Here is a 24868-nt window from a genome sequence, read left to right as displayed (position 1 = left end):
TGTTTTTCTTTTTTAGCAGTGAGCGTTCGTTATGCGTAAAGGATACCCTCTATGTCGCCATAAAGTTATCCGGGTACTCATATCTCAATTCTCAGTACTATCTGCAATCATATGTAACGTGACGAGCACCGGTCCGCGATACTCTAGAAAGGAGGTATTCCAGCCGCACCTTCCGGTACGGCTACCTTGTTACGACTTAGCCCCAATTATCGGTTTTACCCTAACACGCTCCTTGCGGTCACATGCTTTAGGTACCCCCAACTTTCATGGCTTGACGGGCGGTGTGTACAAGGCCCGGGAACGTATTCACCGCGTCATTGCTGATACGCGATTACTAGCGAATCCAACTTCATGGGGTCGAGTTGCAGACCCCAATCCGAACTGTGAATGGCTTTTAGAGATTAGCATCATATTGCTATGTAGCTGCCCGCTGTACCATCCATTGTAGCACGTGTGTAGCCCCGGACGTAAGGGCCATGATGACTTGACGTCGTCCCCACCTTCCTCACTGTTTGCACAGGCAGTCTGTTTAGAGTCCCCACCATTACATGCTGGCAACTAAACATAGGGGTTGCGCTCGTTGCGGGACTTAACCCAACACCTCACGGCACGAGCTGACGACAGCCATGCAGCACCTAGTTTCGTGTCCCGAAGGACGGATGCGTCTCTGCATCCTTCACTAACTTTCAAGCCCGGGTAAGGTTCCTCGCGTATCATCGAATTAAACCACATGCTCCTCCGCTTGTGCGGGCCCCCGTCAATTCCTTTGAGTTTCACCCTTGCGGGCGTACTCCCCAGGTGGATAACTTAACGCTTTCGCTGGGACGCTGGCTGTCTATCGCCAACATCGAGTTATCATCGTTTAGGGCGTGGACTACCAGGGTATCTAATCCTGTTCGATCCCCACGCTTTCGTGCATCAGCGTCAATACCAGCTTAGTGAGCTGCCTTCGCAATCGGAGTTCTAAGACATATCTATGCATTTCACCGCTACTTGTCTTATTCCGCCCACTTCAAATGGATTCAAGCCCATCAGTATCAAAGGCACTGCGATGGTTGAGCCACCGTATTTCACCCCTGACTTAATGGGCCGCCTACGCACCCTTTAAACCCAATAAATCCGGATAACGCTCGGATCCTCCGTATTACCGCGGCTGCTGGCACGGAGTTAGCCGATCCTTATTCTTCCGGTACATTCAGCCAGGTACACGTACCTGGGTTTATTCCCGGACAAAAGCAGTTTACAACCCATAGGGCAGTCATCCTGCACGCGGCATGGCTGGTTCAGGCTTCCGCCCATTGACCAATATTCCTTACTGCTGCCTCCCGTAGGAGTCTGGTCCGTGTCTCAGTACCAGTGTGGGGGATTCTCCTCTCAGAGCCCCTAGACATCGTCGCCTTGGTAAGCCGTTACCTTACCAACCAGCTAATGTCACGCGAGCCCATCTCTATCCTATAAATATTTAATAACAAACGATGCCGAATAGTTATATTATGCGGTGTTAATCTCTCTTTCGAGAGGCTATCCCCCTGATAGAGGTAGGTTGCTCACGCGTTACGCACCCGTGCGCCACTCTCACCATCTTCGAGCAAGCTCTCCGACGGATCCCGTCCGACTTGCATGTATTAGGCCTGCCGCTAGCGTTCATCCTGAGCCAGGATCAAACTCTCCATTGTAAAATGAAGTTTTTGATTCCAACTATTTACATAATCAGAATTCTTTTTTATATCTCTGATCTTGGACCGAATTGAACCAATTCTTGAATTTGTTCATGACTTTCGTCTCCTACTCGTCACGCTTACATGATTGTGTTTTCTTAAAGAACTTTTTGCGCTTCAACTTCCGTATCCGCTATATTCCGATGAGCATTGCGCCCGTCTTTATCTTTTTTGTTTTTCCCTCCGTTTCCGTTGGGACTGCAAAGGTAGAAATCTTTTCTGAACTTCCAAAAACTTTTTTAAGTTTTTTTCTTTTCTCTTTTTCCGGTTTCTGCGTCTAACTCCCGTTAAACCCTTCTTTTTTCATTGGCTCCCTCTTTCGAAGCAACCGTTCCTCCCTTGCGGAGTGGTGCAAAGATAGGGAGTTTTCGGGCAAACTTCCAAGCCTTTTGTTCTTATTTATTTCATTTTACCCCTAACTCGCTGGACATGTGGCTGATTGTTTTTCCGCAGGAGGCCTTTCCGCGCCCCGAAAATTTCCATTCAATAGCCTATGGGAAACATTAATCATAACTCAAGGACAAGTTATGCTTTTAGTTAGGGTTTAGTTAGGGTTTGTTTAGGTTTAGTTTAGGTTTTCATTAGGTAAAAGCTAAACTAAACCTAATGGATAGCTAACTTAAATCTCACTTATTGCTAAATTAAAATCGAACTTGTCCATAAATAAGGGTAAAACTGGGGCGATCATAAACAGTATTTGTGATTTTAGGACTTGTGATCTACCAGGATAAGCAATTAGATAAAGTATGATCAACCATTATATCGACAGAGTCCAAGAATCAAAAGGAATATAACGGCGGCCAATCCTTGTTATACCCATCTATATTACTTGGGCATCTGAACGAAAATTCTTTTAAGAAAACAAATAGCTTTCCCACCCGGGAGATAAATGAGATTCAATCAGAGGAAAACACTAAATATATAGGGAATGAATTTATTAAAAACAGGATAAACGTGGCGCAGCCATCGTCTTCTTCTCAAAAACTATGGCTGCGCCACGTGAATTAAATACTATATCTGAGCCAACAACACGAAATCTTAAACAAAACATCATATTGTTATCATCAATTTGAACAATATGATGTTCCCCTATTTGATTTGCATTCAGATTTAAGAAAATGCATTAAGCCCTGTGATATCCTGGCCAGTAATCAATAAATGAATATCGTGAGTTCCTTCATAGGTAATAACAGACTCAAGATTCATCATGTGTCTCATTATTGGAAAATCTCCAACAATGCCCATTCCTCCCAAGATCTGTCGGGATTCACGCGCAATCTGTAAAGCCATATGCACATTATTCCTTTTGGCCATCGAAATCTGTTGTGGAGTTGCCTTACCTTCGTTTTTCAAGACACCCAAGCGCCATGACAATAATTGCGCTTTTGTAATTTCTGTCAGAAATTCGGCTAATTTCTTCTGTTGTAATTGGAATCCACCAATTGGTCGGTCAAATTGCTCCCGTTCTAAAGCATATTGAACAGCAGTTTCATAACAGTCGATCGCTGCGCCTATCACGCCCCAAGATATTCCATACCGTGCTGAATTCAAACAAGACAGCGGCCCACGCATTGAGCTTACCTCAGGTAATACATTTTCCGCGGGAATAAAAACATCATGAAAAACCAACTCACCCGTTTTAGAGGCCCTTAACGACCACTTATGTAATGTTTCCGGCGTTTCGAAACCATCCATTCCACGCTCAACAATTACCCCCCGTACTTTTCCAGCCTCATCGCGTGCCCAGACCACGGCAAGATCGCATATCGGCGAATTTGTGATCCACATCTTTGCTCCATTTAATAGAAAACCACCGTTCTTAGCGGTCAGTCGTGTTTCCATACCTCCCGGATCAGATCCATGATTCGGCTCGGTCAAACCAAAGGATCCTATAAGCTCACCCGAAGCAAGTCGCGGCAGATATTTCCGTCGTTGCTCCTCACTACCATAGGTATATATCGGATACATCACCAAAGAAGATTGCACCGAGGCAGCCGAACGGACAGCAGAATCACCAGCCTCCAATTCCTGCATGATCAAACCATAAGAAATCTGATCCAATCCGGCACCACCATACTCTACAGGAATATAGGGCCCTAAAGCCCCTATTGCACCAAGTTTAGGCATTAACCCCGGTATTGCCTGATGTGCCTGTGCCGCATCTTCTATGACAGGTTTTATTTCTGACCGGACAAAATCTCGCACGGCACCACGAACAAGCTTTTGCTCCTCGGATAACAGGTCATCTACTTGAAAATAATCAACATTTATTTGTTTCATCATCGTATAGTCTACATTAGCTTATCTAAGATAACAAAATATTTTCAAACTGAACAATATTCATTCAAAACTTGTTTAACAGAATTTTATTCCTTACATTTAACGTAATACACGAATAAAATAAACCATTATGATAAAAAAGGAACTTAAAATACTTGGCATAACCTCCCTGAATTTAGGCTCGTCAACAGGCGAGAACTGGTTTTCTGGAGGCGAAGCATTCGAATCCTTATCTCCAGTCGACGGAAAACTCATTGCGAAAGTATCAGGGAGCAGCCAAAAAGATTATGAAACCATTATCGATACAGCCGAAAACACATTCAAAGAATGGCGACTTATCCCCGCTCCAAAGAGAGGAGACATTATCCGTCAATTAGGCGATAAATTACGAGAATTGAAACCGACACTCGGAAAATTAGTCTCCTATGAAATGGGTAAATCTTACCAGGAAGGCATGGGGGAAGTACAAGAAATGATCGACATTTGTGATTTTGCCCTTGGTTTATCCAGACAGCTCTACGGAAATACTATCCATTCCGAACGTCCGGGCCATCGCATGTATGACCAATATCATCCACTGGGCGTCGTCGGAATTATTACTGCATTTAATTTCCCCGTTGCCGTATGGGCATGGAATACGGCCATCGCTTTGGTTTGCGGAAACACAGTGGTATGGAAGCCCAGTGAGAAAACACCACTATGTGCGATCGCCTGTCAGAAAATATTAGCTGATATCCTTCACAATAACGGATTACCAGAAGGTATCTCCAATCTGGTCATGGGTGATAAAGAAGTTGGTGAATGGCTTGCTGCTGACAGCCGCATTGCCTTAATTTCAGCAACTGGCTCAACAAGAATGGGAAAAGAGGTCGCTGTTACTGTTGCGCAGCGTTTAGGCAAAACGCTGCTGGAACTCGGCGGTAACAACGCAATTATTGTTACTCCCGATGCCGATCTCAACATGACGATCATCGGTGCCGTATTTGGTGCCGTAGGTACCGCGGGACAACGTTGCACCAGCACACGAAGACTTATTATCCATGAAAGTATATATGACAAAGTAAAGAAACAACTGACCAAAGCTTATGGACAACTAAAAATTGGTGACCCTCTGGACACCAAAAATCATGTAGGACCATTGATCGACAAAGCCGCCGTAAAATCATATTTAAACGCACTGGACAAAATTAAAACACAAGGAGGAAAACTTCTCATTAAAGGAAAAGTACTGGAGGGAAAAGGTTATGAAAGCGGCTGCTATGTGCAGCCCGTTATTGCGGAAGTTGAAAATCACTATGAAATCGTACAGCATGAAACCTTCGCTCCAATTTTATACTTAATAAAATATCAGGGTAATATAAGCGATGCGATTGCCCTCCAAAATGGCGTTACTCAAGGGCTATCCTCGGCCGTCATGACAAACAACCTGAGAGAAGCTGAACTATTTCTCAGTGCTGCCGGATCGGATTGCGGCATCGCAAACGTCAATATCGGTACCTCAGGCGCAGAAATCGGTGGAGCATTTGGCGGAGAAAAAGATACTGGAGGAGGTAGAGAATCCGGCTCTGATGCATGGAAAGCATATATGCGTCGCCAGACGAATACCATTAATTATACGACAGACTTACCATTAGCACAGGGTATAAAATTCGATTTATAAACCATTCAGATTCGAAAATATGAGCAACGTACATGAAAGACTAAGTAAACATATATTGGCGGACGGATTTCCACTGGTCATGGATATGGAAAAATCGCACGGCTCTTATGTTGTCGATGAAAATGGAGATGAATATTTGGATATGTTTAGCATGTTTGCCTCCATGGCTGTTGGCTACAACCATCCTCATTTAATTAAACATCGCGATTTTCTCGGCAAAATGGCAGTCAACAAACCAGCAATGTCAGATATCTACCCAAAAGAATTTGCAGATTTTGTGGATACCTTCGACCGTGTGGCCATACCCAAGGAACTCGCTTACACATTCTTCATCTCGGGAGGAACATTGGCTGTGGAAAACGCCTTAAAAGCAGCATTTGACTGGAAAACAAGACTTAATTTCGCACAAGGGATACAAAAAGAAGCCAGCCAGGTCATCCATTTTAAACAGGCTTTTCATGGTCGATCAGGCTATACGCTTTCCCTAACAAACACACAGGATCCCAGGAAGTACATGTATTTTCCAAAGTTTAACTGGCCTCGGATAATTAATCCCAAGCTTACCTACCCTTTAACACCGGAGCGCATAAGCCAAACAGTAAACCTGGAAGAAAAAGCAATCGCCGAGATCAATCAAGCCATTGAGAACAATCCCAATGATATTGCATGCATTATCATTGAACCCATACAAGGTGAGGGGGGGGACAATCACTTCCGGAAAGAATTCTTTCAACAACTGCGTCAGATCTGCGATGAAAATGAAGTGCTGCTCATCTTTGACGAAGTACAGACAGGCTTGGGTATTACTGGAAAAATGTGGGCTTATCAACATTACGACGTTATACCTGATGTCCTGGCTTTTGGCAAAAAGGCTCAAGTCTGCGGGATATTGGCGAATAAGGAAAAATTTGATCAGGTCGAGCATCATGTATTCAAAGAATCCAGCCGGATCAACTCAACCTTCGGTGGAGATTTTGTAGACATGCTCCGTTTTAAATTAATTTTGGAAGTCATTGAACAGGAGAATCTATTGGCAAATGCCGCCGAGAAGGGAATATATCTTAAAAATAAGCTACAGGAACTGATAAACGATAAACCGCAGCTCAGTAACTTAAGGGGGGAAGGCTTATTTGTTGCGCTGGATTTTGATACTGCAGATTCCCGTAACGAATTTATCAAACGGGCTTATGCCAATAAATTGATTATGTTGGGCTGTGGCGAGAAAAGCATCCGCTTCAGACCGCACCTTAATGTCAGTAAGCAAGATATCGACAAAACAATAGCGATCATTGAAAACAGCCTATAAGACAAAATGCAGTATTGCCGAGGATTATCCCCCTAACAATACTGCATTTTTGAACGGAATGTCTCAGATCACTAGTTCCTACACACATTTGGACGATCTATGTCGACCAGTTCTGAGATCCCATATTCGTCAAAACGATCCAATAAAGCGTCTGTTCCTTCTTCCAGTTTGAAATCCATCTCCTCCTTATAGACCGGAATCATCGCATAGAAATTGATGATATTACCATCCTTCGTTTGAAGTTCCAAAAATTCCTCATCAAAGCTCAACATGGGAGGCAATAAAAGCATACAACCAAAACCGGTATTTGCTATTTCCTCAGCTTCCATCCCGTTAGGGATCGTGTGCCCATAGCCTAACCAGGTTTTATACTCATGCGGAAAACGTGCGAGTCTCTTCAAAAAATAGACCGGCCAATAATTGTTATCATCCTGAAACTCCTCCTCACCTATCTTCCAGTCCGCAGGAAGGACAACCATCAATTCGGCACGTTCATAAGCTTGCTTATCGTCTATTTCATCCGGAACACTCATCGGCAGGTCACTCATACCGGATGTTACCAAGATATTGTACGGATAATTCGCGCTAGGTTTGATCCAATGCACATCAATATGCACCAACTCAGATATAATTTCGTGAAAAACCCAATCCGGCTCAGCGATGTATTTCGCCAGATGCTCTTCAATCTCTTCCAAATAAACACATTGTACCTCGGGGAATAGGTCTTTTGGATCTTTTTCCTCAGGTTGATTTTCATAACGATACACAGTCGAACCCCCGGCGGTAATTTCAACATCTTTCTTTCCAGTGGAGGATTCATCCTCTTCCCCACTCATGATTTTTTTGACTTTATCCCAAAATGACATACTATGCGAATAAATGGTTAAATTTTCAGATTACAGCTTGTATTTATTTATTCAATAACAGCAACTACAGGTTGCCTAAATCTTGTTTTGACCGGCTTTCCTTTGACTAAGGCTGGCATCCATTGCGGTGATTTGCGCATTGTTGACAGTACTGCTTTAGCAAATTCAGGACTTATCTTTTCTGGATTCTCAATTTCGATATTACAAATCGCGCCATCCTCACAAACGATAAAATTAAGAATCGCTGTTTGCTTGGAGCCATATTTTACATAGGCAATGCTATCCATAGCAACTGCTGTACGCGTTAGATCGAGGTTATTTTGTAAGAACTTTGACCATGCCGTTATCCCGCCCTTAAAATAAGGAAAATCATCCACATTTTGAACTAGACTATCTTTAGGAATGTTACGAACAACGCCAGTCTGTGCCTTTGAGGTCAAGCAAACGATAAAAAATAGGACTGATAAAACAGTCATTTTAAAATTTGGTGAATACATACCTGATCTTATCCATAATCATACCATTTTAACGCGTATTTGGAACAACTTATTACACTACTTTCTTCAGATTTAATTTAGCGGCATATCAACATCCCCGATAAAAGCACCTTGATCATCCAGCAAAAAGCTAATTGGTTGTTCTGGATTTTTGATAATTTCAAATAAGGTCAGCCCCCAAGGCTTCCAGAAGTTTTCCAATACCTGCCCATACGTCTTGTTCTGCCAATGATCAAATATTGGTTTCATCGACATATCTGCTAAAGGCATTGGTTCAACATAAACTTTCTGCGGTGTATTTAAATAGGTATAATCGGGTAAACGATTGAATAAATAGGCTGAATAGAAATAGCGGGCACATAATTCTTCAAACTGTATCGGGTGAAGCTTTTTGCCAGCAATCACTTTCAGTATGTCTTCGTGATAGATATTGTTTGTCGCATTATCCTGAAGGCAAGCAATGACCGCAAAGTCTTTCATTCGAATCGAAAAAATCAGGGTATTTATTTCATCACGATACATGAAGGTATCCGGTGCATTTTCTACGGGTACAACAACGAGGGAAAATGGGAATGTATTTTCAAATTCCATTGGAACAACCAACGACTGCAACATGGCATGCAGGTTGGTAAAACGCTGCGCCAAAGCCTGTGAAAAATTCATGTCCTCACCTGAGGCTTTCTGTTGGCGGATTCCTGCAAGAATTTCGTTATAAACAACTCCATAAATGATCTTTGTCATCCATTGAAAAAGTAGCAAAGGATCCAATTGGCGGACCGCTTCATAGCCTTGCTCGAATGATTGCTCAACGGCACGTTCCATCTGCTCTATTGCTTCAGCAGCAAGGATAGAACATGGAAGTTTTAAGGACTTATAGGTCACTAAATTCTCATCTAACATTTTGAACGGCTTATCTTCCAATTGAAAAGATTTCATCATCCAGACAGGAAAGACATGGATACTCTCCTCCTCAGACTGAAGTTGATTGCCCGTTAAAAAACAAATAGCCGGATCAAACTGAAATTGTTTGAATGGATTATACAAAGTTGTTGCCATAATGCCAGCAAAGTTAATACAAATCAAAAAGGACACAAGAAAAGGAAAACCTTATTACGATATGGTGACTTGCAGGTCCAAGACTTTAAATTAATTTATGGAAACCGACAATGAAAAGAATCTTATTATAAACACTAAATTATGGAAACAACAAAAGAGGAAAAATTCCAAACACTTCTTGTCTTGTCCATCAGAATATTGTTAGCACTCATTTTTCTAAGTTACGGAATGAGCAAAATCTCTGGTGGACAATTTGGAGGTTTAACCCAAGCCGAACTCAATACCCCCATAAAAGATTTAAGCTTATTCAAAATCGGCTGGTACCTTTTTGACCACCAACCATTCAAAGCTTTCATTGGAATTTCACAGGTCATGGCCGCCGCATTCCTGTTGTTCAACCGTACAGTTATTTTGGGGCTACTGATGCTCATACCTATTATTTTCAATATTTTAGTAATCGATCTGACCATTATGGGTTATGGTCTCAAAGTGGGTTTCTTTTTCAGGTTGACAGGCTATCTATTTTATATAGCATTACTACTTTTTTATTACAAGCAATCCACTTTCCCCGCTCTTCGATCGATAACGCAGACACATTCCACGCCCACTAATCTCAAAAATAAATGGACTTATCTGTGGATTCTATTAATTATTCCTTTACTAGAGATTATTCCCGCAGCGCCCAAGATGCTATTTCTGATAGCAACGCATCCGAAAGAAGTTTGGGTACAAATCATGCACTGGTTTACGTGACAACTGCGATTCCAGTGTTGGCTGATTTCAGCTTACCCCACGTTGACTTTAAAGTTTTCAAATACAAGGGGAGCATTTACGATGGCGCCCTCGCTATTTTTAACACCTTTAAACTCCGAAGTTTTCCCTTTTTCCAACAGATTCTTCATCTCCTTTTCCTCCAGAAAAATACCATTCAAGGTTCGCCAAATCTTAAAATCACAACCGCGGGCGTAGTGATCACATTGTGCCACCCGATCATAGAGCAGAATTAAGCCCTTCTCACATTTAGGGCACTTGATTTTCCCCTTCTGCTGTGGTTTGACTTCCTCTTGCGCCAATGAAATACGCAATGTCAATAACTCTTTGGTAATTTTCGCCGTATAATCCTTAATATGCTTCATAAAAACATCATAAGAAACCTTATTAGCCCGCATTTCTTCCAACTTCTGCTCCCATTTTCCCGTCAGTGTTACTTTAGCGATCGAGCGATCTTTGACAAGGTTATATACGGCTAGCCCTTTTTCTGTTGGAATCAATTTTTTCTTATCCCGTTTAATATAATCCCGTTGAAAAAGCGTCTCTATCGTTGCCGCACGGGTAGCTGGTGTTCCCAGTCCACAGTCTTTCATCGCCTGACGCATTTCATCATCCTCAATTTCTTTACCTGAAGTTTCCATTGCTTTTAAGAGGGAAGCTTCGGTATGAATCGGACGTGCCTTGGTAAAACGCTCAGCAAGTTCCAAAGTCAATATTTGCAGAAATTCCTCGGCCAGCAGTTTAGGCAGCTGGGCATTTTCGTTATCTTGGTCATCGCTGTTCTTATCCTCATCCGGAGCTTCTATCTGCTCGGCAGAAAGGCGCCAACCGTACTGTTTGATGACCGTTCCCTTTGCGATCAGCTCTACCCCCTGTGCATCTATCGTGACCGTAGTGATATCCTTTATACAGACTTCGGAGAAACTCTCGACCATACGCTTGGCAATCATGTTGTAAATATTTTGCTGTTCTTTCAACATATGGCCCGGCTTTTCATCAGTAACCAACAACGCATGGTGATCAGTTACCTTTTTGTCATCAACAGAACGCTTATTTAACTTTGCCCCAATTAAATTCTTCGCGATGGAAGCAATAGATTCCTCCGCATGATCCGAAAGATGCTGGAAAAGTTCTTCAATTTGTTCGAAAACATCCTCACCGATATAACGGGATCCCGTACGTGGATAGGTAATAACCTTTTTCTCGTAAAGTGTCTGCGCAATACCCAGGGTTTGGTCGGCCGAGTAGCCGTATTTTTTGTTTGCATCCTGTTGCAGGGAAGTCAAGTCAAACAATAAAGGGGGTTGTTCCTTTGTCTCTTTAGCTTCAACCTTAGCAACGCGGGCATTTGTTCCAACAGTCAATCGGGCGATGGTCTGTTCGGCAACATCTTTTTTGTCTATTTTGTTTGAAGTGGCTTTAAAGCTAATATTATCTTTCTCAAAGCCCGCCTGAATTTTATAAAATGCCTGCGGCTTAAAATCTTTATTTTCGAGGTAACGCGAGCAGATCATCGCCAAGGTTGGCGTCTGAACTCTTCCCAAAGAAAGAAGCCCTTTGTTGCCTGCTGCCAAGGTGATCGCCTGTGTAGCATTGATCCCGATTAGCCAATCTGATTCCGATCTTGAGCGGGCAGACATGTATAAACTATCGTATTCAGTGCCTTCTTTTAAATTAGCAAAACCTTCTTTGATTGCTTTATCCGTCTGACTCGAAATCCACAGCCGTTTAAACGGCACCTTTGAGCCCAAGAAGTAATAGATATTACGAAAGATGAGCTCACCTTCCCGTCCGGCATCCGTCGCTACAATAATTTCTTCGGCCTGTTCTAATAGTGATTTTATCGTATTGAGCTGTTTGACCGCACCTGTGTCATCCATCTGCTTTCCATCCCGCTTAACTTTTTTCGATTCCAGTTTAAAATTTGCAGGTATAATAGGAAGATTGGAAATGGTCCAGCTATTATAACCGTAAGCTTGAGGCGTGCATAGTTGAACCAAATGACCAAAAGCATAGGTAAAGGCATAGCCGTTTCCGGCGATATAGCCATCTTTGACTTCCTTCGCTCCCATGACACGGGCCAGATCACGTGCCACGGAGGGCTTTTCAGCTATTACAACTTTCATTTTAACGTTTTGAGATTTGAGTATTGAGATTTGAAACGCAACATGTACATGCTCTTAGCTTATCGAGTACTTTCATTTTTACTTTGACAAGATAGCTTACAAAAGTAAGCCTGATCTTAATAAATCGATAACCAGGATCACAAGTTAACAAACTAAATTGTTCGCAAACCTATTCGATACTCGGAATTGTTATTCCTTTAATCTTACGATAGAGTTCGATGGCATATACATCGGTCATTCCAGAAACAAAATCCAGTACACAACGGATTTTGGAATAGGAGTCCTGTTTGTCTGTATAAAACTGCTCCGGAATCAAAGCGACTAATTTCTTGTCGTAATTATTTTTGTTCTTTTTAAGGTATGCTGGTACAAACTCTTTCAACAGGGCATCCATAACACGATAGCCTGCAATCTCAATCTGGACTACAGTTGGCGCATTATAGATCTTCGCTATAGAAATTTTTGAGATCTTGTTCATTTGCTTGACAATACTGTCATCCAGCGCATCCATCAATGCGGATGAAAAAGTTCCATATAAAAACTGTTCTTGCTCACGAACAAATACATCGACACAACCTTTGATCAGGGTATTAATTGCCTTAGCCCGTAAGAGCGCTACACGACTCGGTGTATCCAGCAAACCATCCAATCGGTCACGAAGATTTTCGGAGCCACATAACGGCAATAAAAGTTCCTCGACCTCTTGGTAGGATAATATTTTTAAATGATGCGCATCTTCCAGATCAATGATATTATAACAGATATCGTCGGCAGCTTCTACAAGATACACCAAGGGATGTCTCAAATAACCCTTGGGATTGGAAGGATCTCTTAGTAACCCTAACTCGTCCGCAATTTTTTCAAAAGCTTTTTGCTCCTCTGTAAAAAAACCATATTTTTTGCGATGGTGGCTTTTTTTGACATGCCCATCAATAGCTAAACACGGATATTTCACAATAGATGCCAATGAGGTATAGGTCAAAGCAAATCCTTTTGGATCTTTTCCTTGAAAAGCGTGGGTCAGAATCCGTAGCGCATTGGCATTACCTTCAAAATGGGTCAGATCTGCCCATTCTTCGGCTGTTACCTGTTCCTGATACTTACGCCCTTCTCCATCTGTGAAGTAGGTGGATATCGCAGACTCCCCGGAATGTCCAAATGCAGGGTTCCCCAAATCATGAGAGAGACAAGCCGCTGAGATAATATTTCCGACTTCCTGAAGAAATGGGTATTCGGTATCTATATTGGAATTTTCCTGCTTTAACTGTGCATAAAACATACGGCCAAGTGAACGGCCTACGCTGGCAACCTCCAAGCTATGCGTTAGCCTATTGTGCACGAAAACAGCTCCCGGAAGCGGAAAAACCTGTGTTTTATTCTGTAATCTTCGAAATGGGGAAGAAAAGATCAACCGGTCATAATCCCGTTGAAATTCCGACCTAGCCACAAGGTAGCTGTCAGCTGTTCTATCTTCATAGCCCCAGCGTTTTGCAGAAAGCAAATCTTTCCAGTTCATTTTTTCAGACATAGCGCAAATATATAAAAAATAAAAATTTAGGCACCTATTAGATCAACCCGAAAAAACCGCCTAACCGGAGTCTCCCCTCTCAATTCTCATATCTCACGACTTATATGTATCTTTAACCTAAATACCAATGGGAATCAATCATGACAAAATATCAAACACTTATTCCAAAACATTTTGAAACCAATATTGAGGGGAAAAACACCCATTTACTTTTATTAAAAAATGAGGGCGGTATGCAGGTGCTTTTAACGGATTACGGCGCCCGTATTGTCAGTATCCTAGTCCCCGACAACAAGGGCAACCTAGTTGATGTTGCTCTCGGCTTTGATTCCATTCAGGGTTACCTGGAATCCGATGAAAAATACCATGGCTGTACCGCTGGCCGATTTGCAAACCGCATCGCAAACGGCAAATTTGAAATAGACGGGAAACAGTATACACTTCCGCAGAACAATGGCACAAATTGTCTGCATGGTGGAATATCGGGCTTCCATGATAAAGTTTGGGACCGTAGAGTAACCTATCAGTCTCATGTAGAATTTTACTACGTTTCTAAAGATGGCGAGGAGGGTTTCCCGGGAAACTTAAAAATAATGGTTTCCTACACGCTAACGAGAAACAACGAAATCATTATCAAATACCACGCAGAGTCCGATGCTGACACGCATATTAATTTAACAAATCATACCTATTTCAATCTTGATGGCGAGGGAAGCGGAGATGTATTGCAACAAGTGCTTCAAATAAATTCAGACGAAGTGCTGTTTGTGGATGAGAATCAAGTACCCAATGCGATCGTACCGGTAGAAGGGACGGCTTTTGACTTCAGAACCCCTAAAAAAATTGTTCAGGACATCACGGAAAATGACGAGCAGCTCATTGCAGCCAAAGGCTATGACCATTGTTATGTCAATAATAAACCAATCTCCCAGCCCTGCGCAACAGCTTACTCAAAAAACACAGGCATTCAGCTGGATGTATTCACTACCGAGCCCGGAGTACAACTGTATACCGGAAATTGGATGACGGGAAATGATATCGGCAAAAGAGGGTATAAATATCTACCTTATGCCGGATTCTGTCTGGAGACACAACATTTTCCTGATAGCCCCAATCAAGCAGAATTTCCCTCCACGCTATTAAGGGCCGGTGAATCGTTTGATTCAGAGACACACTTTAAGTTTTCAATTAAGAAATAACAAAAAAGAGCTGTGATAACATAAATATATCACAGCTCTTTTTCTTCAAGCCTGTCTCAATCAGCAACTATTGTTGCCAAGTGTTACGGACTGAGTAGGATAATTGGCCTTATTTCACCAATTCTTCCAAGGCCTTTTCTACTTGTTCAAATCCGAAAGTCGCTTTTACCTGCTGAAACATTCGTTGAATCTGATCGTTACAAAGATTTCCGATACTACCTTCATGTGTATGGTTAACCTCTTTCGATGGTTTGAAACGTCCTTCGTCAATATCAATACCAATAGTCCGGTAAGCCTCACGGAAAGGCACGCCTTTAAGCACCTCATTGTTTACCACCTCAACGGAGAAAAGGTAATCGTATTTTGGGTCATCAAGGATATTGTCTTTTACAGAAATATTTTCTAGCATGAAGGTCGCTATTTCAAGACATTCATTCAGCGATTTAAACGCTGGGAATAGATTTTCCTTTAACAATTGGAGATCCCTATGGTAACCCGAAGGAAGATTCGTTGTCATCAATGCAATCTCATTCGGCAATGCCTGAATTTTATTACAACGTGAACGGATCAGTTCAAAAACGTCAGGATTTTTCTTGTGTGGCATAATACTCGAGCCTGTTGTCAAATGGGCCGGGAATGAAATAAAGCCAAAATTCTGATTGATATATAAGCACACGTCCATCGCAAACTTTGCTAATGTAGCCGCGATCGAACTCATCCCCTGCGCTAAAATCCGTTCGGTCTTACCCCTACCCATCTGCGCATAGACCACATTATAATTCAGATCCTCAAATCCCAATAACTGTGTGGTCATTGTTCTATTTAACGGAAAAGAAGAACCATAACCTGCAGCCGAACCCAATGGATTTTTATTGCAGACCTTCCAGGCCGCTTTCATCATTTCCAGATCATCAACCAGACTTTCCGCATAAGCTCCAAACCATAAACCAAAAGATGATGGCATCGCAATCTGAAGATGTGTGTAGCCTGGGATCAAAATATGTTTATAACGTTCACTAAGCTGGATCAGTTCATTGAAGAAAGCTTCGGTATTCTGAATAATATGTTGGATCTCTGTACGGAAGTACAGTTTTAAGTCCACAAGCACTTGATCATTTCGGGATCGGCCTGAATGAATTTTTTTACCAGCCTCGCCGATGCGTTGTGTAAGTAACATCTCAACCTGTGAATGCACATCTTCTACCGAATCTTCAATCTGAAAATCCCCCGCTAAAATTTCCTTATAGATATTTTTCAGTTCCTTCTGTACCAAAGCAAGATCCTCATCAGTCATCAGGCTGATGCTATTTAGCATCCGTGTATGGGCCAAGGAGCCCAAAACATCCGCTGCAGCAAGCTGTAGGTCCATCACACGGTCATTACCTACGGTAAAAGATTCTACAAACGAATCAACATCTATATTTTTTTGCCAGATTTTCATTAATATATATTGTTTTATGGTAACGAAATTATGATGAGCCAATATTCATTTCGGTTTAGCAGCTGATCATAGCTCATCAGAATATTTATTTGTATGTCATTTTTTTGCCTTAGGGCCATTCGCCTACCCTCAGCAAATAGTTATTTGTCAATTGGCGCAATCTCGCATTTACAACTCAGCTTTTTTACGCATAAAACGATCTCTATTCATTATTTATGATCTCTCTTAAACAGATTGAAGTTATTGATCAAAATGCACCCGATTTTTTAACAATGCAAAAATACCAATTGCAAATGGTTATATCAATGCCAAGCTGTGCAAGGAGAAACAATAATCAAAAGAGGGGCAAAAAGGAGAATTTTGGAATAAAAAAATATATGTTACAAAAAAAAACAAATGTTAAAAGTTTGTTAAATCGCAATAAACACATTTTATAAGTAACCACTCACTTTATTTTTAAAAGTTATTTTGTCAGTTTTTTAAGTATTCCTATGTTTGTAGTGTAAGGGAGATGAAAAAATAAAAGCCGGTAAGGTTAGTAAATACTTACCACTTTAAATACACCGAGATTAAAAACCAAATATGATAGACCCCAACGTCTTAAAACTTGCAAGAAATTACCTAACCAATTGTGAATCGAAATTTAAAGGCACGTCAAACCAAGATGTGCCTTTTTTCGTATACACGGGTGCTAAAGCCAGTCAATAGGTATGCATGTGATTCTAGCCTAAAATACTTATCTTTGTGTATCATATTGAGCATATTCAACATAAAACGTATACGATGGGAACAGAAAGCAAGAGACAGCAACGTTTTGCTGGAGTCATTCAACAAGATTTAGCAGCATTATTTCAACGGGAAGGTAAAGCGTGGGCTCCGGGAGCATTCATTACAGTTACACGTGTTCGAGTTACTCCTGATTTGGCTATCGCACGTGTTTATTTGAGCTTTTTAAACACGAAGACTGCGCAGGAAGACATGAAAGCTATACGTACCAAAACATCCGAGATACGTTATAAGTTGGGATCAAAAATTAAAAACCAAGTCAAAATTGTCCCGCAATTGGAATTTTTCCTGGATGACACCAATGAGTACGTGGAGCACATGGAAAAATTGTTTGAAGAAATAAGTAAAGAGCCTCGTCAACCAGAAGAATAACGCAATTTAAATTGGCCTATCTAAAGGATCGATGGTATTTGAACTGGATAACAAAAAGCTGGAGTTTCCACATCCGAGCTACGCTGATGAAGATGGTTTATTGGCTGTCGGGGGTGACCTTTCGGCTGACCGACTGCTTTTGGCCTATAGCAATGGTATATTTCCCTGGTTTAGTGAGGATACACCGATATTATGGTATGCACCTCATCCACGCTTCGTCATCTATCCTTCCAAGATCAAGATCAGCAAAAGCATGGCTGCCTGTATCCGGAAAAAGACCTTTTCCATTTCGGTAGACCGCAGCTTTCATACGGTCATCCAGAATTGCTCCACTATCAATAGAAAGGATCAAGATGGAACATGGATCACAGAAGACATGATCCGGGCTTATACAGCATTGCATGAAATGGGATATGCACATTCAGTGGAAGTATGGCAAGATGGATTACTTGTAGGTGGGCTCTATGGTATGCTGATCAATGGTGTATTTTGTGGAGAGAGCATGTTTTCCAAAGTACCTAATGCTTCGAAAGCTGCACTGATTTACCTGGCGCAAGAAATAGACCTGCAATTGATAGACTGTCAATTTCATACGTCCCATTTGGAAAGCATGGGCGGTGAATACCTTTCCTTACCTGATTATTTAGCAATATTAACAAAAGACCCAAGATATGAACAGTCCATATAGTAAATATTTTGACATTGATGAAGCGACAACTTACTTGACCACCCCCGGCTCAGGTCTACTTTCACGTGAAACAAAGCAATGGCGCACGCAACGCGATCAAGCGTTTCATGAGTCAAACACATCGCTTCGTGAACAACAGGGCGCCATGTTGGATTCTTGCAGAAATACACTTGGACAGTTTTTCAATTGTCCCGGAACCAATGTATTTTTGTCAAGCTGCTTTTCTTTTGGATTCAATGCATTACTAGCGGGCCTTCCCAAACATTATAAGGTGCTGCTTTTGGACAATGATTATCCCTCGGTAAATTTCCCAACTATAGTTAGTGGGTTTGAGCATAGCTTTGTCAATATGGACGAACAGCTTGAAGCTAATATTCTGGATGCCATAGCAACTTTTAGACCTAACGTACTTATTCTATCCATTGTTCAGTACATTTCCGGTTTAAAAATAGACCTTTCTTTTATACAGGAATTAAAACATCAGCATCCTGATTTGTTAATCATTGGCGATGGAACGCAATTTTTAGGAACTGATTTATTTGACTTTGATACCTCGGGCTTTGACGCCGTATTGAGCAGCGGATACAAATGGCTAATGGCCGGATTCGGAAATGGCTTTATCCTGCTGAACGATCGACTTAAAGAAATCCTTTATGCTGATATCCAGAAAAACTACAGTTACCTCAACAACCAATGGATGAATAAATCCGTAGTACAGTTATGCTTTGAACCAGGGCATCTGGACACCCTAGCTCATGGAACCTTACAACAGTCTCTATTGCAGTTTGAACAATGGGGATATGCTGAAACAGTCTTGTATACACAGGATCTGGTGGCACAGGCCCGGGCTGAACTGGCTAGTAGAGGGCTACTCCTGGATCGTATTATAAATAGACGTCCGCAAAGCAATATTTTCAATATACAGATCGACCCCAAAAATTTTCAGCTTCTGATGGATGAAGGTATAAAATGTTTCCCCCGCGGTTCCGGTATCCGGGTCGGATTCCACCTCTACAATGACCATGCAGATCTTGAAAAACTATTATATATTATAGATACAAAAGTAAATTAATCATGAAATTTAGAATAGGCGACTTAGTCAGGTTTGTGGATGAGCCCATTGAAGGACATATCACTTCCATGCAAGCGAACAATATTGTCGGAGTAACAGATGAAACAGGATTTGAAATTCCTGTTCCCATGGACAAGATCACGCTCGTCTTTGGAAATATGCGCAGAGCAGATGACGAGCTTGATCAGCATGCCGCCCCATTGACGCCGCATCGATTTATCGAAAAAGGAATTTTACTGGCTATCTCCGGAGATCATAAAGATGGATTGGCCAAGCTTCATATCATCAATGAGACAAGTTATGAGCTCCTAGTATCAGTTTCTGAAGCTACGGCGAATAAAGTGAAAGGCCTTTTTAGCAATAAAATACCACCGCACGATTCTATCCAATTTTATACAGGAAACTTCGCCAATGTTGGAAAATGGCCGACATTCCGTTTTCAGATCATTAGACATAGCAGCAGTTTGCAGGAACTGACTAATCCAATCAATAGAGAGCAGCGTGTACGTCCTGTGGACCTCACCAATCCGAAAGTGCTGCATGAAATTTTGGATGAGAAAATCTGGTCTTATGAGTTAGACAAAATTGAAGAGGATCTCGGTCTGGATAAACTAAAGGCACATTTTATACCGCATCGTCCAAACAAAAAATAAGCTAGATAAAATATCTAGCTTATTTTTTTCGCATCACTCATTTGTTGACACAATCTTCTTTGTGCTCAACAGCAATAGCAGGATCCCGATCAAATAGACAATCCACCCCCAGCGCATGTGAAGCGATTTGGACAACAATTTGTCCGCAACCCCCCAGCCAAAATAATTGTTGATTTTAAACCATACGGCGGTAATACTGACTAGATACCAACATGCGGACAGTCTTGTCATCCATTGATAGGCGCGTACCGCACGAACAAAAAATAACAATGCTGTTATTCCCAGAATCAGCATGGTAATAAAAAATAGATAGGCGTCCACCTGATAAAGATTCCAGTTACCCTTGATAGGAACTTTTAAAAATGGAGTCATACTGGACAAAAAACAAATGATTAGTCCAACAATGGCAAAATACTTCCTGATGATGACCATGGCTCAAATTACTTTAAAATTGATACGAATATAAGTTGAATATCGCCACATATATAACTTGTATTTCATTTTTTGGAAATTTGTTCTAATTTTAAAACGAAGTTCTCGTATAGCATTCTGGACAAATAACAATAATCCAAAAGATCATTCAAAATTGAATAAAATTGATTCCTTCAAAATTGAGTTATAAAAAGTATTTGAAAAGAGTCTTTACCCAAAAGTTGATTTAAAATTTAAGCCCAATATTGAACATGAAAAGAGCATTTGAAGAACCTGAAACAGAACAGGCACCAAAACAAAAATCAAAGAAAAATATATATATCATTATTGGAATAGTCTTGCTATTGGCCATACTTGCCGGCGGAGGATATTATAATTTCGTCCTGCGGCAAGACCTTGATGCCATACCTCTAGATAGCGGAGCAACAGCCGTGGGCGGATTTGAGAATGCAGATCCAAAAGATCTCGAAGATGCTGATGGCTGGAGCTCCATTGATGAATACGCCCATTGGAACAATGCCATCTTTACAATCCCCGAATATGACAATATTCCATTACGTTACCGCAGAGGCATTACAAAAATCTTTATGGGAAATAGTTACCTGGAACCTTCCGGTGATAAACCCATCTATAAATTTACCCGGATAAAGGACCGCGCAAAATCGGTATTCTGTTACGGTAATTTTACTGATCGTCATGATGCGGACAATTGGAATAAAGAAATGGCTTTTTTAGTGGAAAAAAATGACTATCAAAGTAGTGCCATCTGGATTATATCAGCAAAAGGAGATATCTTGTTTTGGAAAGAATATTCCAGTGAACTTCCTTTGATCAATAGTTTTAAAAAAGGACAGAAGATTTTTATGGATGAGATGAAATTAGTTCCCGCTCCAGCTGATGGAATTATTGTCAAAAACAAAAGTTCCAAGTATGCATTGATTTACAATAAAGGGACTAAAACGTTTGATACTTATTATCAATATAGTGACAGTGAAATAGCGGAGGCGACCGCCGCTGAAGAAGTCCCCTATGTAGAGGAACTGGAAGATATCACCATAGACTCAGCACAAACAAATACAGGCGATAATGAATAGTTTAACGCCTTCAAGAGGTTGAAATTTTCATCACACATCTGTGTGATGAAAATCATTTAATTTTATAACGATTTTTAAAACATTAAAAATCAAATACTTAATTACAAAATAAAACTATTTAAAATCTTTCTAAATTAATGCGTTTGACAGATTTTTGACACAAGCACAAAGCATTTAAGCTACATTTGTACCGTTAAATATAAGCGAGGGATTAGAGCTTTGAAAAATCTTAAAGTATTAGCGTTTACTCATAAACATGTCGAATTAAAAGATCTAGGTAATCTAGTGATCTGCAATGAGGATTTAGAAAGTCGCCTCATTAGCTTAAAACACAGCCTAGATATTCCGGAGATCTTTTACATTGGTACTTGTAACCGGGTAGAGTTTGTATTTTATGGAGCTCACGAATTGACCAACGAATTTATTGCGGAGTTTATGGGAAAATTGAATTTCTGTGTTCCGCAAGAACGACTCCAATGTTATTTGGGTCAGGTCAACAAATATGAAGGAATGGATGCTTTACATCATTTACTTCGGATGTCCTGTTCACTCGAAAGCTTGGTTGTTGGTGAGAAAGAAATCTTGGCGCAGGTACGTAGAGCGTATGACCGCTGTAGAGAAGCCGGTTTTACGGGTGATTTCCTTCGTTTAATGATGGATCGTCTTGTAAAAACAGCAAAAGAAGTTTATACCTATACCAAAATTTCCAGAAATCCGATTTCTGTTGTTTCTCTTGCCTACCGCAAATTACGTGAATTAAAGCTCGTTGAAAACCCGAGAATCCTTATTATCGGATCAGGCGAAACAAACCAGAACTTAGCAAAATATTTCCAAAAAAATCAAAAGGCCAAATTTGTCGTTTTTAACCGCACGCTTGAAAACGCAAAGGCATTAGCTACGGAGTTAAATGCTGAGGCTTATCCGCTTGCTAGCATTGACGAATACAAAGAAGGTTTTGATATTCTGATTACATGTACCGGCGCTCCAACATCAATCATTGATAACACGTTGTACCAATCGCTACTAAATGGTGAAACTGACAAGAAAATTATCATTGATTTAGCTGTTCCAAATGATATCGATGCCGAAGTAATCAAAAACAACCCGATTCATTACATTGAAGTCAGTAGCTTACAAGCTATTGCGGAGAAAAATATCCAGGAACGTTATAATGAACTGGACAGTGCTGAAAAAATCATTCAGGATAATATTCAGGAATTTTTACCACTGATCAAACAAAGACGCGTAGAGGTTGCTATGCGTGAAGTTCCTGAGAAGATCAAAGAAATCAAGTCATTTGCCTTAAACGAGGTCTTTGCCCAAGAAGTACAGGCGCTGACACCGGAAGCGAGGGAGGTTCTTGAAAAAGTCATCAACTATATGGAAAAGAAATACATTAAAGTTCCGATGGTTATGGCGAAAGAGATCCTGGTTAAAACGCCTGAGATTGAGAAAAACTAATTGCAATCCTATCGCTGCAATCATTTCTGACAAAATACATTTATCCTTTTCTGAATTGCGCCCAATAATGGCGACCGTATGCAATTGATTTTTTTGTCAAAAGAGCTCCTACTGCTATTCTAATTTTCGGTTTATCAATCATTTCCTTCTAGATAATGACAGTAACGTGTCAACATATTCCACCTATTTATTTATTTTTGCTTCGATAAATGGTATTAAACACATTTTAATAGGTAAAGTAAAATAACGTGAATAGAAAACTAATTATTGGCACCAGGGGAAGTGTTCTTGCAATGTGGCAGGCAAATTTTGTGAAAGACCGATTACAGGAAATCGGTATAGAAGCAGAGTTAAAAGTCATCAAAACTCAAGGCGATATTATTCAGCATCTCCGTTTGGATAAATTGGAAGGTAAAGGATTTTTCACCAAAGAACTTGAAGAAGAACTTTTGAACGGGACCATTGATTTAGCTGTACACTCACACAAAGATTTACCTACAATCAATCCGCCGGGATTGATTATTGCCGCCGTTTCCGAACGGGAGGATCCTTCCGAATTATTGATTATCCACAAGGATTGTGTAGATATCAAGAAGCGGCTGTCACTAAAACATAACGCAACTGTCGGAACATCTTCCAACCGTAGAAAAGCACAAATATCGGCTTTACGCCCAGACCTGGAATTCGACGATCTAAGAGGGAACCTGCAGACAAGAATGCAAAAACTGCGGGATGAACAATACGACGCAATTGTACTGGCAAAAGCTGGTATCAGCCGTATCGAAATGGATATCTCTGATTTTCATGTCGAAGAAATCCCACCGGTCGAAATTATTCCTGCTCCGGCACAGGGTGTATTAGCTATTCAGATCCGTGAAGTCGATAAAGAACTCTTTGCTGCATTGCAACCACTAAATAACAATGAGGTCGCTACAACCATCGCTGTAGAACGTTTGGTATTGAACAAATTTGACGCTGGATGTCATGCACCACTCGGATGTTATTGCCGCAAAAGTGGTGATGAGTACGAAGCTTGGGCTTCCATTGCCGATACAAGTGAAGACTTTCCTGACCGTGTGTACCTCAGAGATGCTGATCCAAACCGGTTGGCAGAGCGTATTTTCAGCAAGTACGCAAAAGACCGTAAGTTGCCTCAATCTGTCTTTATTTCCAGAGAGGTGGACGAAAATTCCTACTTCGCGCGCGCAATGGCCAAACATAATATTTCCATCGAAGGGCGTTCATTGATCAAAATATTTCCGATCATCAACAAACTGGATCCTTTTATCCTGAAACATGTGGATTGGATTATATTTTCAAGTAAGAACGGGATTGAGCATTTCTTCAATCTGGAGCCCCGATTGAGTAAAAAGACCAAAATAGGCGTTATTGGCCGTGGCTCAGAAGAAGTATTGCGTAAGTACGATCGTGTAGCTGATTTTTCTGGTGACAGCGAAGGCATTAACATGGATGAAATCGCTAAGAAATTTGCCGAATTGGCAAATGGTGGAACAGTACTTATTCCGCGCGCAAAGGAATCGCTTGAGACCATTCAGAAAGCACTAAGTCCAGAGACTAAAATCATTAATATCCCAGTCTATGAGACTGTATTGGAAGAGGACGTCGATCCATCCAATGCAGAAGTACTCGTATTTACAAGCCCTAGTAATGTAGAGGCTTATTTTGCGGACAATCTTTTAGAACCGGGACAAAAGGTTATCTGCATTGGTCGTTCAACCGGAGCGAAGTTTGATGAGATGAATGTTCCTTACACCCTTCCCTATTCACCAGACGAGATCGGTCTCTCAGAGGCTGTTTTTGGTCTGGACTATTAAATCGTATCACGTAATTAGTATTGCGTA

19 protein-coding genes and 1 rRNA gene are annotated in these 24868 nt (G+C 41.1%); 11 read left to right on the top strand and 9 right to left on the bottom strand.

Going from position 1 to position 24868, the window contains the following annotated elements; genetic code table 11:
* Nucleotides 1–147: 147 nt before the first annotated feature.
* A 16S ribosomal RNA gene (locus tag G6053_RS03285) occupies nucleotides 148–1676 on the bottom strand.
* A gap of 1152 nt (nucleotides 1677–2828) precedes the next feature.
* Nucleotides 2829–3998 (bottom strand): acyl-CoA dehydrogenase family protein, encoded by a 1170-nt coding sequence (locus G6053_RS03280; RefSeq protein ID WP_108636375.1) that lies wholly within the window; start codon nucleotides 3996–3998, stop codon nucleotides 2829–2831.
* A gap of 130 nt (nucleotides 3999–4128) precedes the next feature.
* On the opposite strand from G6053_RS03280, the gene G6053_RS03275 reads away from it, so the two are divergent.
* Together G6053_RS03275 and lat are read left to right on the top strand one after the other, a co-directional pair.
* A complete protein-coding gene (locus G6053_RS03275; RefSeq protein WP_165305534.1) occupies nucleotides 4129–5658 on the top strand; it encodes an aldehyde dehydrogenase family protein in 1530 nt (509 codons plus the stop codon).
* Between the two features lie 19 nt (nucleotides 5659–5677).
* Nucleotides 5678–6964, top strand: coding sequence for an L-lysine 6-transaminase (gene lat / locus G6053_RS03270; RefSeq protein WP_108636120.1), 1287 nt, complete (start codon nucleotides 5678–5680; stop codon nucleotides 6962–6964).
* A 71-nt stretch (nucleotides 6965–7035) separates the two neighbouring features.
* Here the strand turns inward: lat and G6053_RS03265 are convergent, their stop codons facing one another.
* The 3 genes from G6053_RS03265 to G6053_RS03255 all read right to left on the bottom strand — a co-directional run bounded on the left by G6053_RS03265 (nucleotide 7036) and on the right by G6053_RS03255 (nucleotide 9383).
* Nucleotides 7036–7800 (bottom strand): suppressor of fused domain protein, encoded by a 765-nt coding sequence (locus G6053_RS03265; protein WP_206531860.1) that lies wholly within the window; start codon nucleotides 7798–7800, stop codon nucleotides 7036–7038.
* A gap of 77 nt (nucleotides 7801–7877) precedes the next feature.
* Complete coding sequence (locus tag G6053_RS03260; RefSeq protein ID WP_165305533.1) at nucleotides 7878–8306, bottom strand: energy transducer TonB; 429 nt, start codon at nucleotides 8304–8306, stop codon at nucleotides 7878–7880.
* A 93-nt stretch (nucleotides 8307–8399) separates the two neighbouring features.
* Nucleotides 8400–9383, bottom strand: coding sequence for a hypothetical protein (locus G6053_RS03255; RefSeq protein ID WP_108636123.1), 984 nt, complete (start codon nucleotides 9381–9383; stop codon nucleotides 8400–8402).
* Between the two features lie 141 nt (nucleotides 9384–9524).
* Here G6053_RS03255 and G6053_RS03250 point away from each other — a divergent pair, with 141 nt between their 5' ends.
* A complete protein-coding gene (locus tag G6053_RS03250) occupies nucleotides 9525–10136 on the top strand; it encodes a DoxX family protein (protein WP_165305532.1) in 612 nt (203 codons plus the stop codon).
* A gap of 32 nt (nucleotides 10137–10168) precedes the next feature.
* On the opposite strand, the gene G6053_RS03245 is transcribed toward G6053_RS03250, so the two are convergent.
* Nucleotides 10169–12280, bottom strand: coding sequence for a type IA DNA topoisomerase (locus G6053_RS03245; protein ID WP_165305531.1), 2112 nt, complete (start codon nucleotides 12278–12280; stop codon nucleotides 10169–10171).
* Nucleotides 12281–12449: 169 nt separating this feature from the next.
* Nucleotides 12450–13808 carry a deoxyguanosinetriphosphate triphosphohydrolase gene (locus G6053_RS03240; protein ID WP_165305530.1) on the bottom strand — a complete coding sequence of 453 codons (1359 nt, stop codon included), beginning with the start codon at nucleotides 13806–13808 and terminating at the stop codon, nucleotides 12450–12452.
* A 140-nt stretch (nucleotides 13809–13948) separates the two neighbouring features.
* Between G6053_RS03240 and G6053_RS03235 the strand changes: the two genes are divergently transcribed.
* Nucleotides 13949–15007: an aldose epimerase family protein gene (locus G6053_RS03235; protein WP_108636127.1), complete on the top strand. Its 1059-nt coding sequence runs from the start codon at nucleotides 13949–13951 to the stop codon at nucleotides 15005–15007.
* A gap of 109 nt (nucleotides 15008–15116) precedes the next feature.
* On the opposite strand, the gene argH is transcribed toward G6053_RS03235, so the two are convergent.
* The gene (gene argH / locus G6053_RS03230) at nucleotides 15117–16448 is read right to left on the bottom strand and encodes an argininosuccinate lyase (RefSeq protein ID WP_108636128.1); all 1332 of its coding nucleotides are present in this window, start codon (nucleotides 16446–16448) and stop codon (nucleotides 15117–15119) included.
* A gap of 783 nt (nucleotides 16449–17231) precedes the next feature.
* Here argH and rbfA point away from each other — a divergent pair.
* From rbfA to G6053_RS03210, 4 genes are read left to right on the top strand one after another with little or no spacing between them, the layout of a single operon-like run.
* Nucleotides 17232–17606 carry a 30S ribosome-binding factor RbfA gene (gene rbfA, locus G6053_RS03225; protein ID WP_108636130.1) on the top strand — a complete coding sequence of 125 codons (375 nt, stop codon included), beginning with the start codon at nucleotides 17232–17234 and terminating at the stop codon, nucleotides 17604–17606.
* Nucleotides 17607–17637: 31 nt separating this feature from the next.
* A complete protein-coding gene (gene aat / locus G6053_RS03220) occupies nucleotides 17638–18294 on the top strand; it encodes a leucyl/phenylalanyl-tRNA--protein transferase (RefSeq protein WP_108636131.1) in 657 nt (218 codons plus the stop codon).
* Entirely contained in the window at nucleotides 18278–19366 is a 1089-nt protein-coding gene (locus tag G6053_RS03215; RefSeq protein WP_165305529.1) for an aminotransferase class V-fold PLP-dependent enzyme, read from the top strand. Before aat ends, G6053_RS03215 begins: the two co-directional genes overlap by 17 nt.
* Nucleotides 19367–19368: 2 nt before the next feature.
* Nucleotides 19369–20019 carry a hypothetical protein gene (locus G6053_RS03210; RefSeq protein WP_108636133.1) on the top strand — a complete coding sequence of 217 codons (651 nt, stop codon included), beginning with the start codon at nucleotides 19369–19371 and terminating at the stop codon, nucleotides 20017–20019.
* Nucleotides 20020–20052: 33 nt separating this feature from the next.
* Here the strand turns inward: G6053_RS03210 and G6053_RS03205 are convergent, their stop codons facing one another.
* Nucleotides 20053–20391 (bottom strand): hypothetical protein, encoded by a 339-nt coding sequence (locus tag G6053_RS03205; RefSeq protein ID WP_241254908.1) that lies wholly within the window; start codon nucleotides 20389–20391, stop codon nucleotides 20053–20055.
* A 311-nt stretch (nucleotides 20392–20702) separates the two neighbouring features.
* Here G6053_RS03205 and G6053_RS03200 point away from each other — a divergent pair, with 311 nt between their 5' ends.
* The 3 genes from G6053_RS03200 to hemC all read left to right on the top strand — a co-directional run bounded on the left by G6053_RS03200 (nucleotide 20703) and on the right by hemC (nucleotide 24841).
* Nucleotides 20703–21545 (top strand): hypothetical protein, encoded by an 843-nt coding sequence (locus G6053_RS03200; protein WP_165305527.1) that lies wholly within the window; start codon nucleotides 20703–20705, stop codon nucleotides 21543–21545.
* A 219-nt stretch (nucleotides 21546–21764) separates the two neighbouring features.
* A complete protein-coding gene (hemA, locus tag G6053_RS03195; protein ID WP_165305526.1) occupies nucleotides 21765–23006 on the top strand; it encodes a glutamyl-tRNA reductase in 1242 nt (413 codons plus the stop codon).
* 248 nt (nucleotides 23007–23254) lie between these two features.
* Nucleotides 23255–24841 carry a hydroxymethylbilane synthase gene (hemC, locus tag G6053_RS03190; protein ID WP_165305525.1) on the top strand — a complete coding sequence of 529 codons (1587 nt, stop codon included), beginning with the start codon at nucleotides 23255–23257 and terminating at the stop codon, nucleotides 24839–24841.
* Nucleotides 24842–24868 lie beyond the last annotated feature (27 nt).

It is taken from the genome of Sphingobacterium sp. DR205 (genome assembly GCF_011064245.1).
Taxonomy (GTDB): Bacteria; Bacteroidota; Bacteroidia; order Sphingobacteriales; family Sphingobacteriaceae; genus Sphingobacterium; species Sphingobacterium athyrii.
The sequence above is the reverse complement of the archived record's forward strand: the minus strand, read 5'-3'. Positions and strand labels throughout refer to the sequence as shown.

Bases quoted from the DNA above. Each gene is read 5' to 3' on its own strand.
- G6053_RS03280 (WP_108636375.1), bottom strand. From the start codon at position 3,998: ATGAAACAAATAAATGTTGATTATTTTCAAGTAGATGACCTGTTATCC.
- G6053_RS03275 (WP_165305534.1), top strand. From the start codon at position 4,129: ATGATAAAAAAGGAACTTAAAATACTTGGCATAACCTCCCTGAATTTA.
- lat (WP_108636120.1), top strand. From the start codon at position 5,678: ATGAGCAACGTACATGAAAGACTAAGTAAACATATATTGGCGGACGGA.
- G6053_RS03265 (WP_206531860.1), bottom strand. From the start codon at position 7,800: ATGAGTGGGGAAGAGGATGAATCCTCCACTGGAAAGAAAGATGTTGAA.
- G6053_RS03260 (WP_165305533.1), bottom strand. From the start codon at position 8,306: ATGACTGTTTTATCAGTCCTATTTTTTATCGTTTGCTTGACCTCAAAG.
- G6053_RS03255 (WP_108636123.1), bottom strand. From the start codon at position 9,383: ATGGCAACAACTTTGTATAATCCATTCAAACAATTTCAGTTTGATCCG.
- G6053_RS03250 (WP_165305532.1), top strand. From the start codon at position 9,525: ATGGAAACAACAAAAGAGGAAAAATTCCAAACACTTCTTGTCTTGTCC.
- G6053_RS03245 (WP_165305531.1), bottom strand. From the start codon at position 12,280: ATGAAAGTTGTAATAGCTGAAAAGCCCTCCGTGGCACGTGATCTGGCC.
- G6053_RS03240 (WP_165305530.1), bottom strand. From the start codon at position 13,808: ATGTCTGAAAAAATGAACTGGAAAGATTTGCTTTCTGCAAAACGCTGG.
- G6053_RS03235 (WP_108636127.1), top strand. From the start codon at position 13,949: ATGACAAAATATCAAACACTTATTCCAAAACATTTTGAAACCAATATT.
- argH (WP_108636128.1), bottom strand. From the start codon at position 16,448: ATGAAAATCTGGCAAAAAAATATAGATGTTGATTCGTTTGTAGAATCT.
- rbfA (WP_108636130.1), top strand. From the start codon at position 17,232: ATGGGAACAGAAAGCAAGAGACAGCAACGTTTTGCTGGAGTCATTCAA.
- aat (WP_108636131.1), top strand. From the start codon at position 17,638: ATGGTATTTGAACTGGATAACAAAAAGCTGGAGTTTCCACATCCGAGC.
- G6053_RS03215 (WP_165305529.1), top strand. From the start codon at position 18,278: ATGAACAGTCCATATAGTAAATATTTTGACATTGATGAAGCGACAACT.
- G6053_RS03210 (WP_108636133.1), top strand. From the start codon at position 19,369: ATGAAATTTAGAATAGGCGACTTAGTCAGGTTTGTGGATGAGCCCATT.
- G6053_RS03205 (WP_241254908.1), bottom strand. From the start codon at position 20,391: ATGACTCCATTTTTAAAAGTTCCTATCAAGGGTAACTGGAATCTTTAT.
- G6053_RS03200 (WP_165305527.1), top strand. From the start codon at position 20,703: ATGAAAAGAGCATTTGAAGAACCTGAAACAGAACAGGCACCAAAACAA.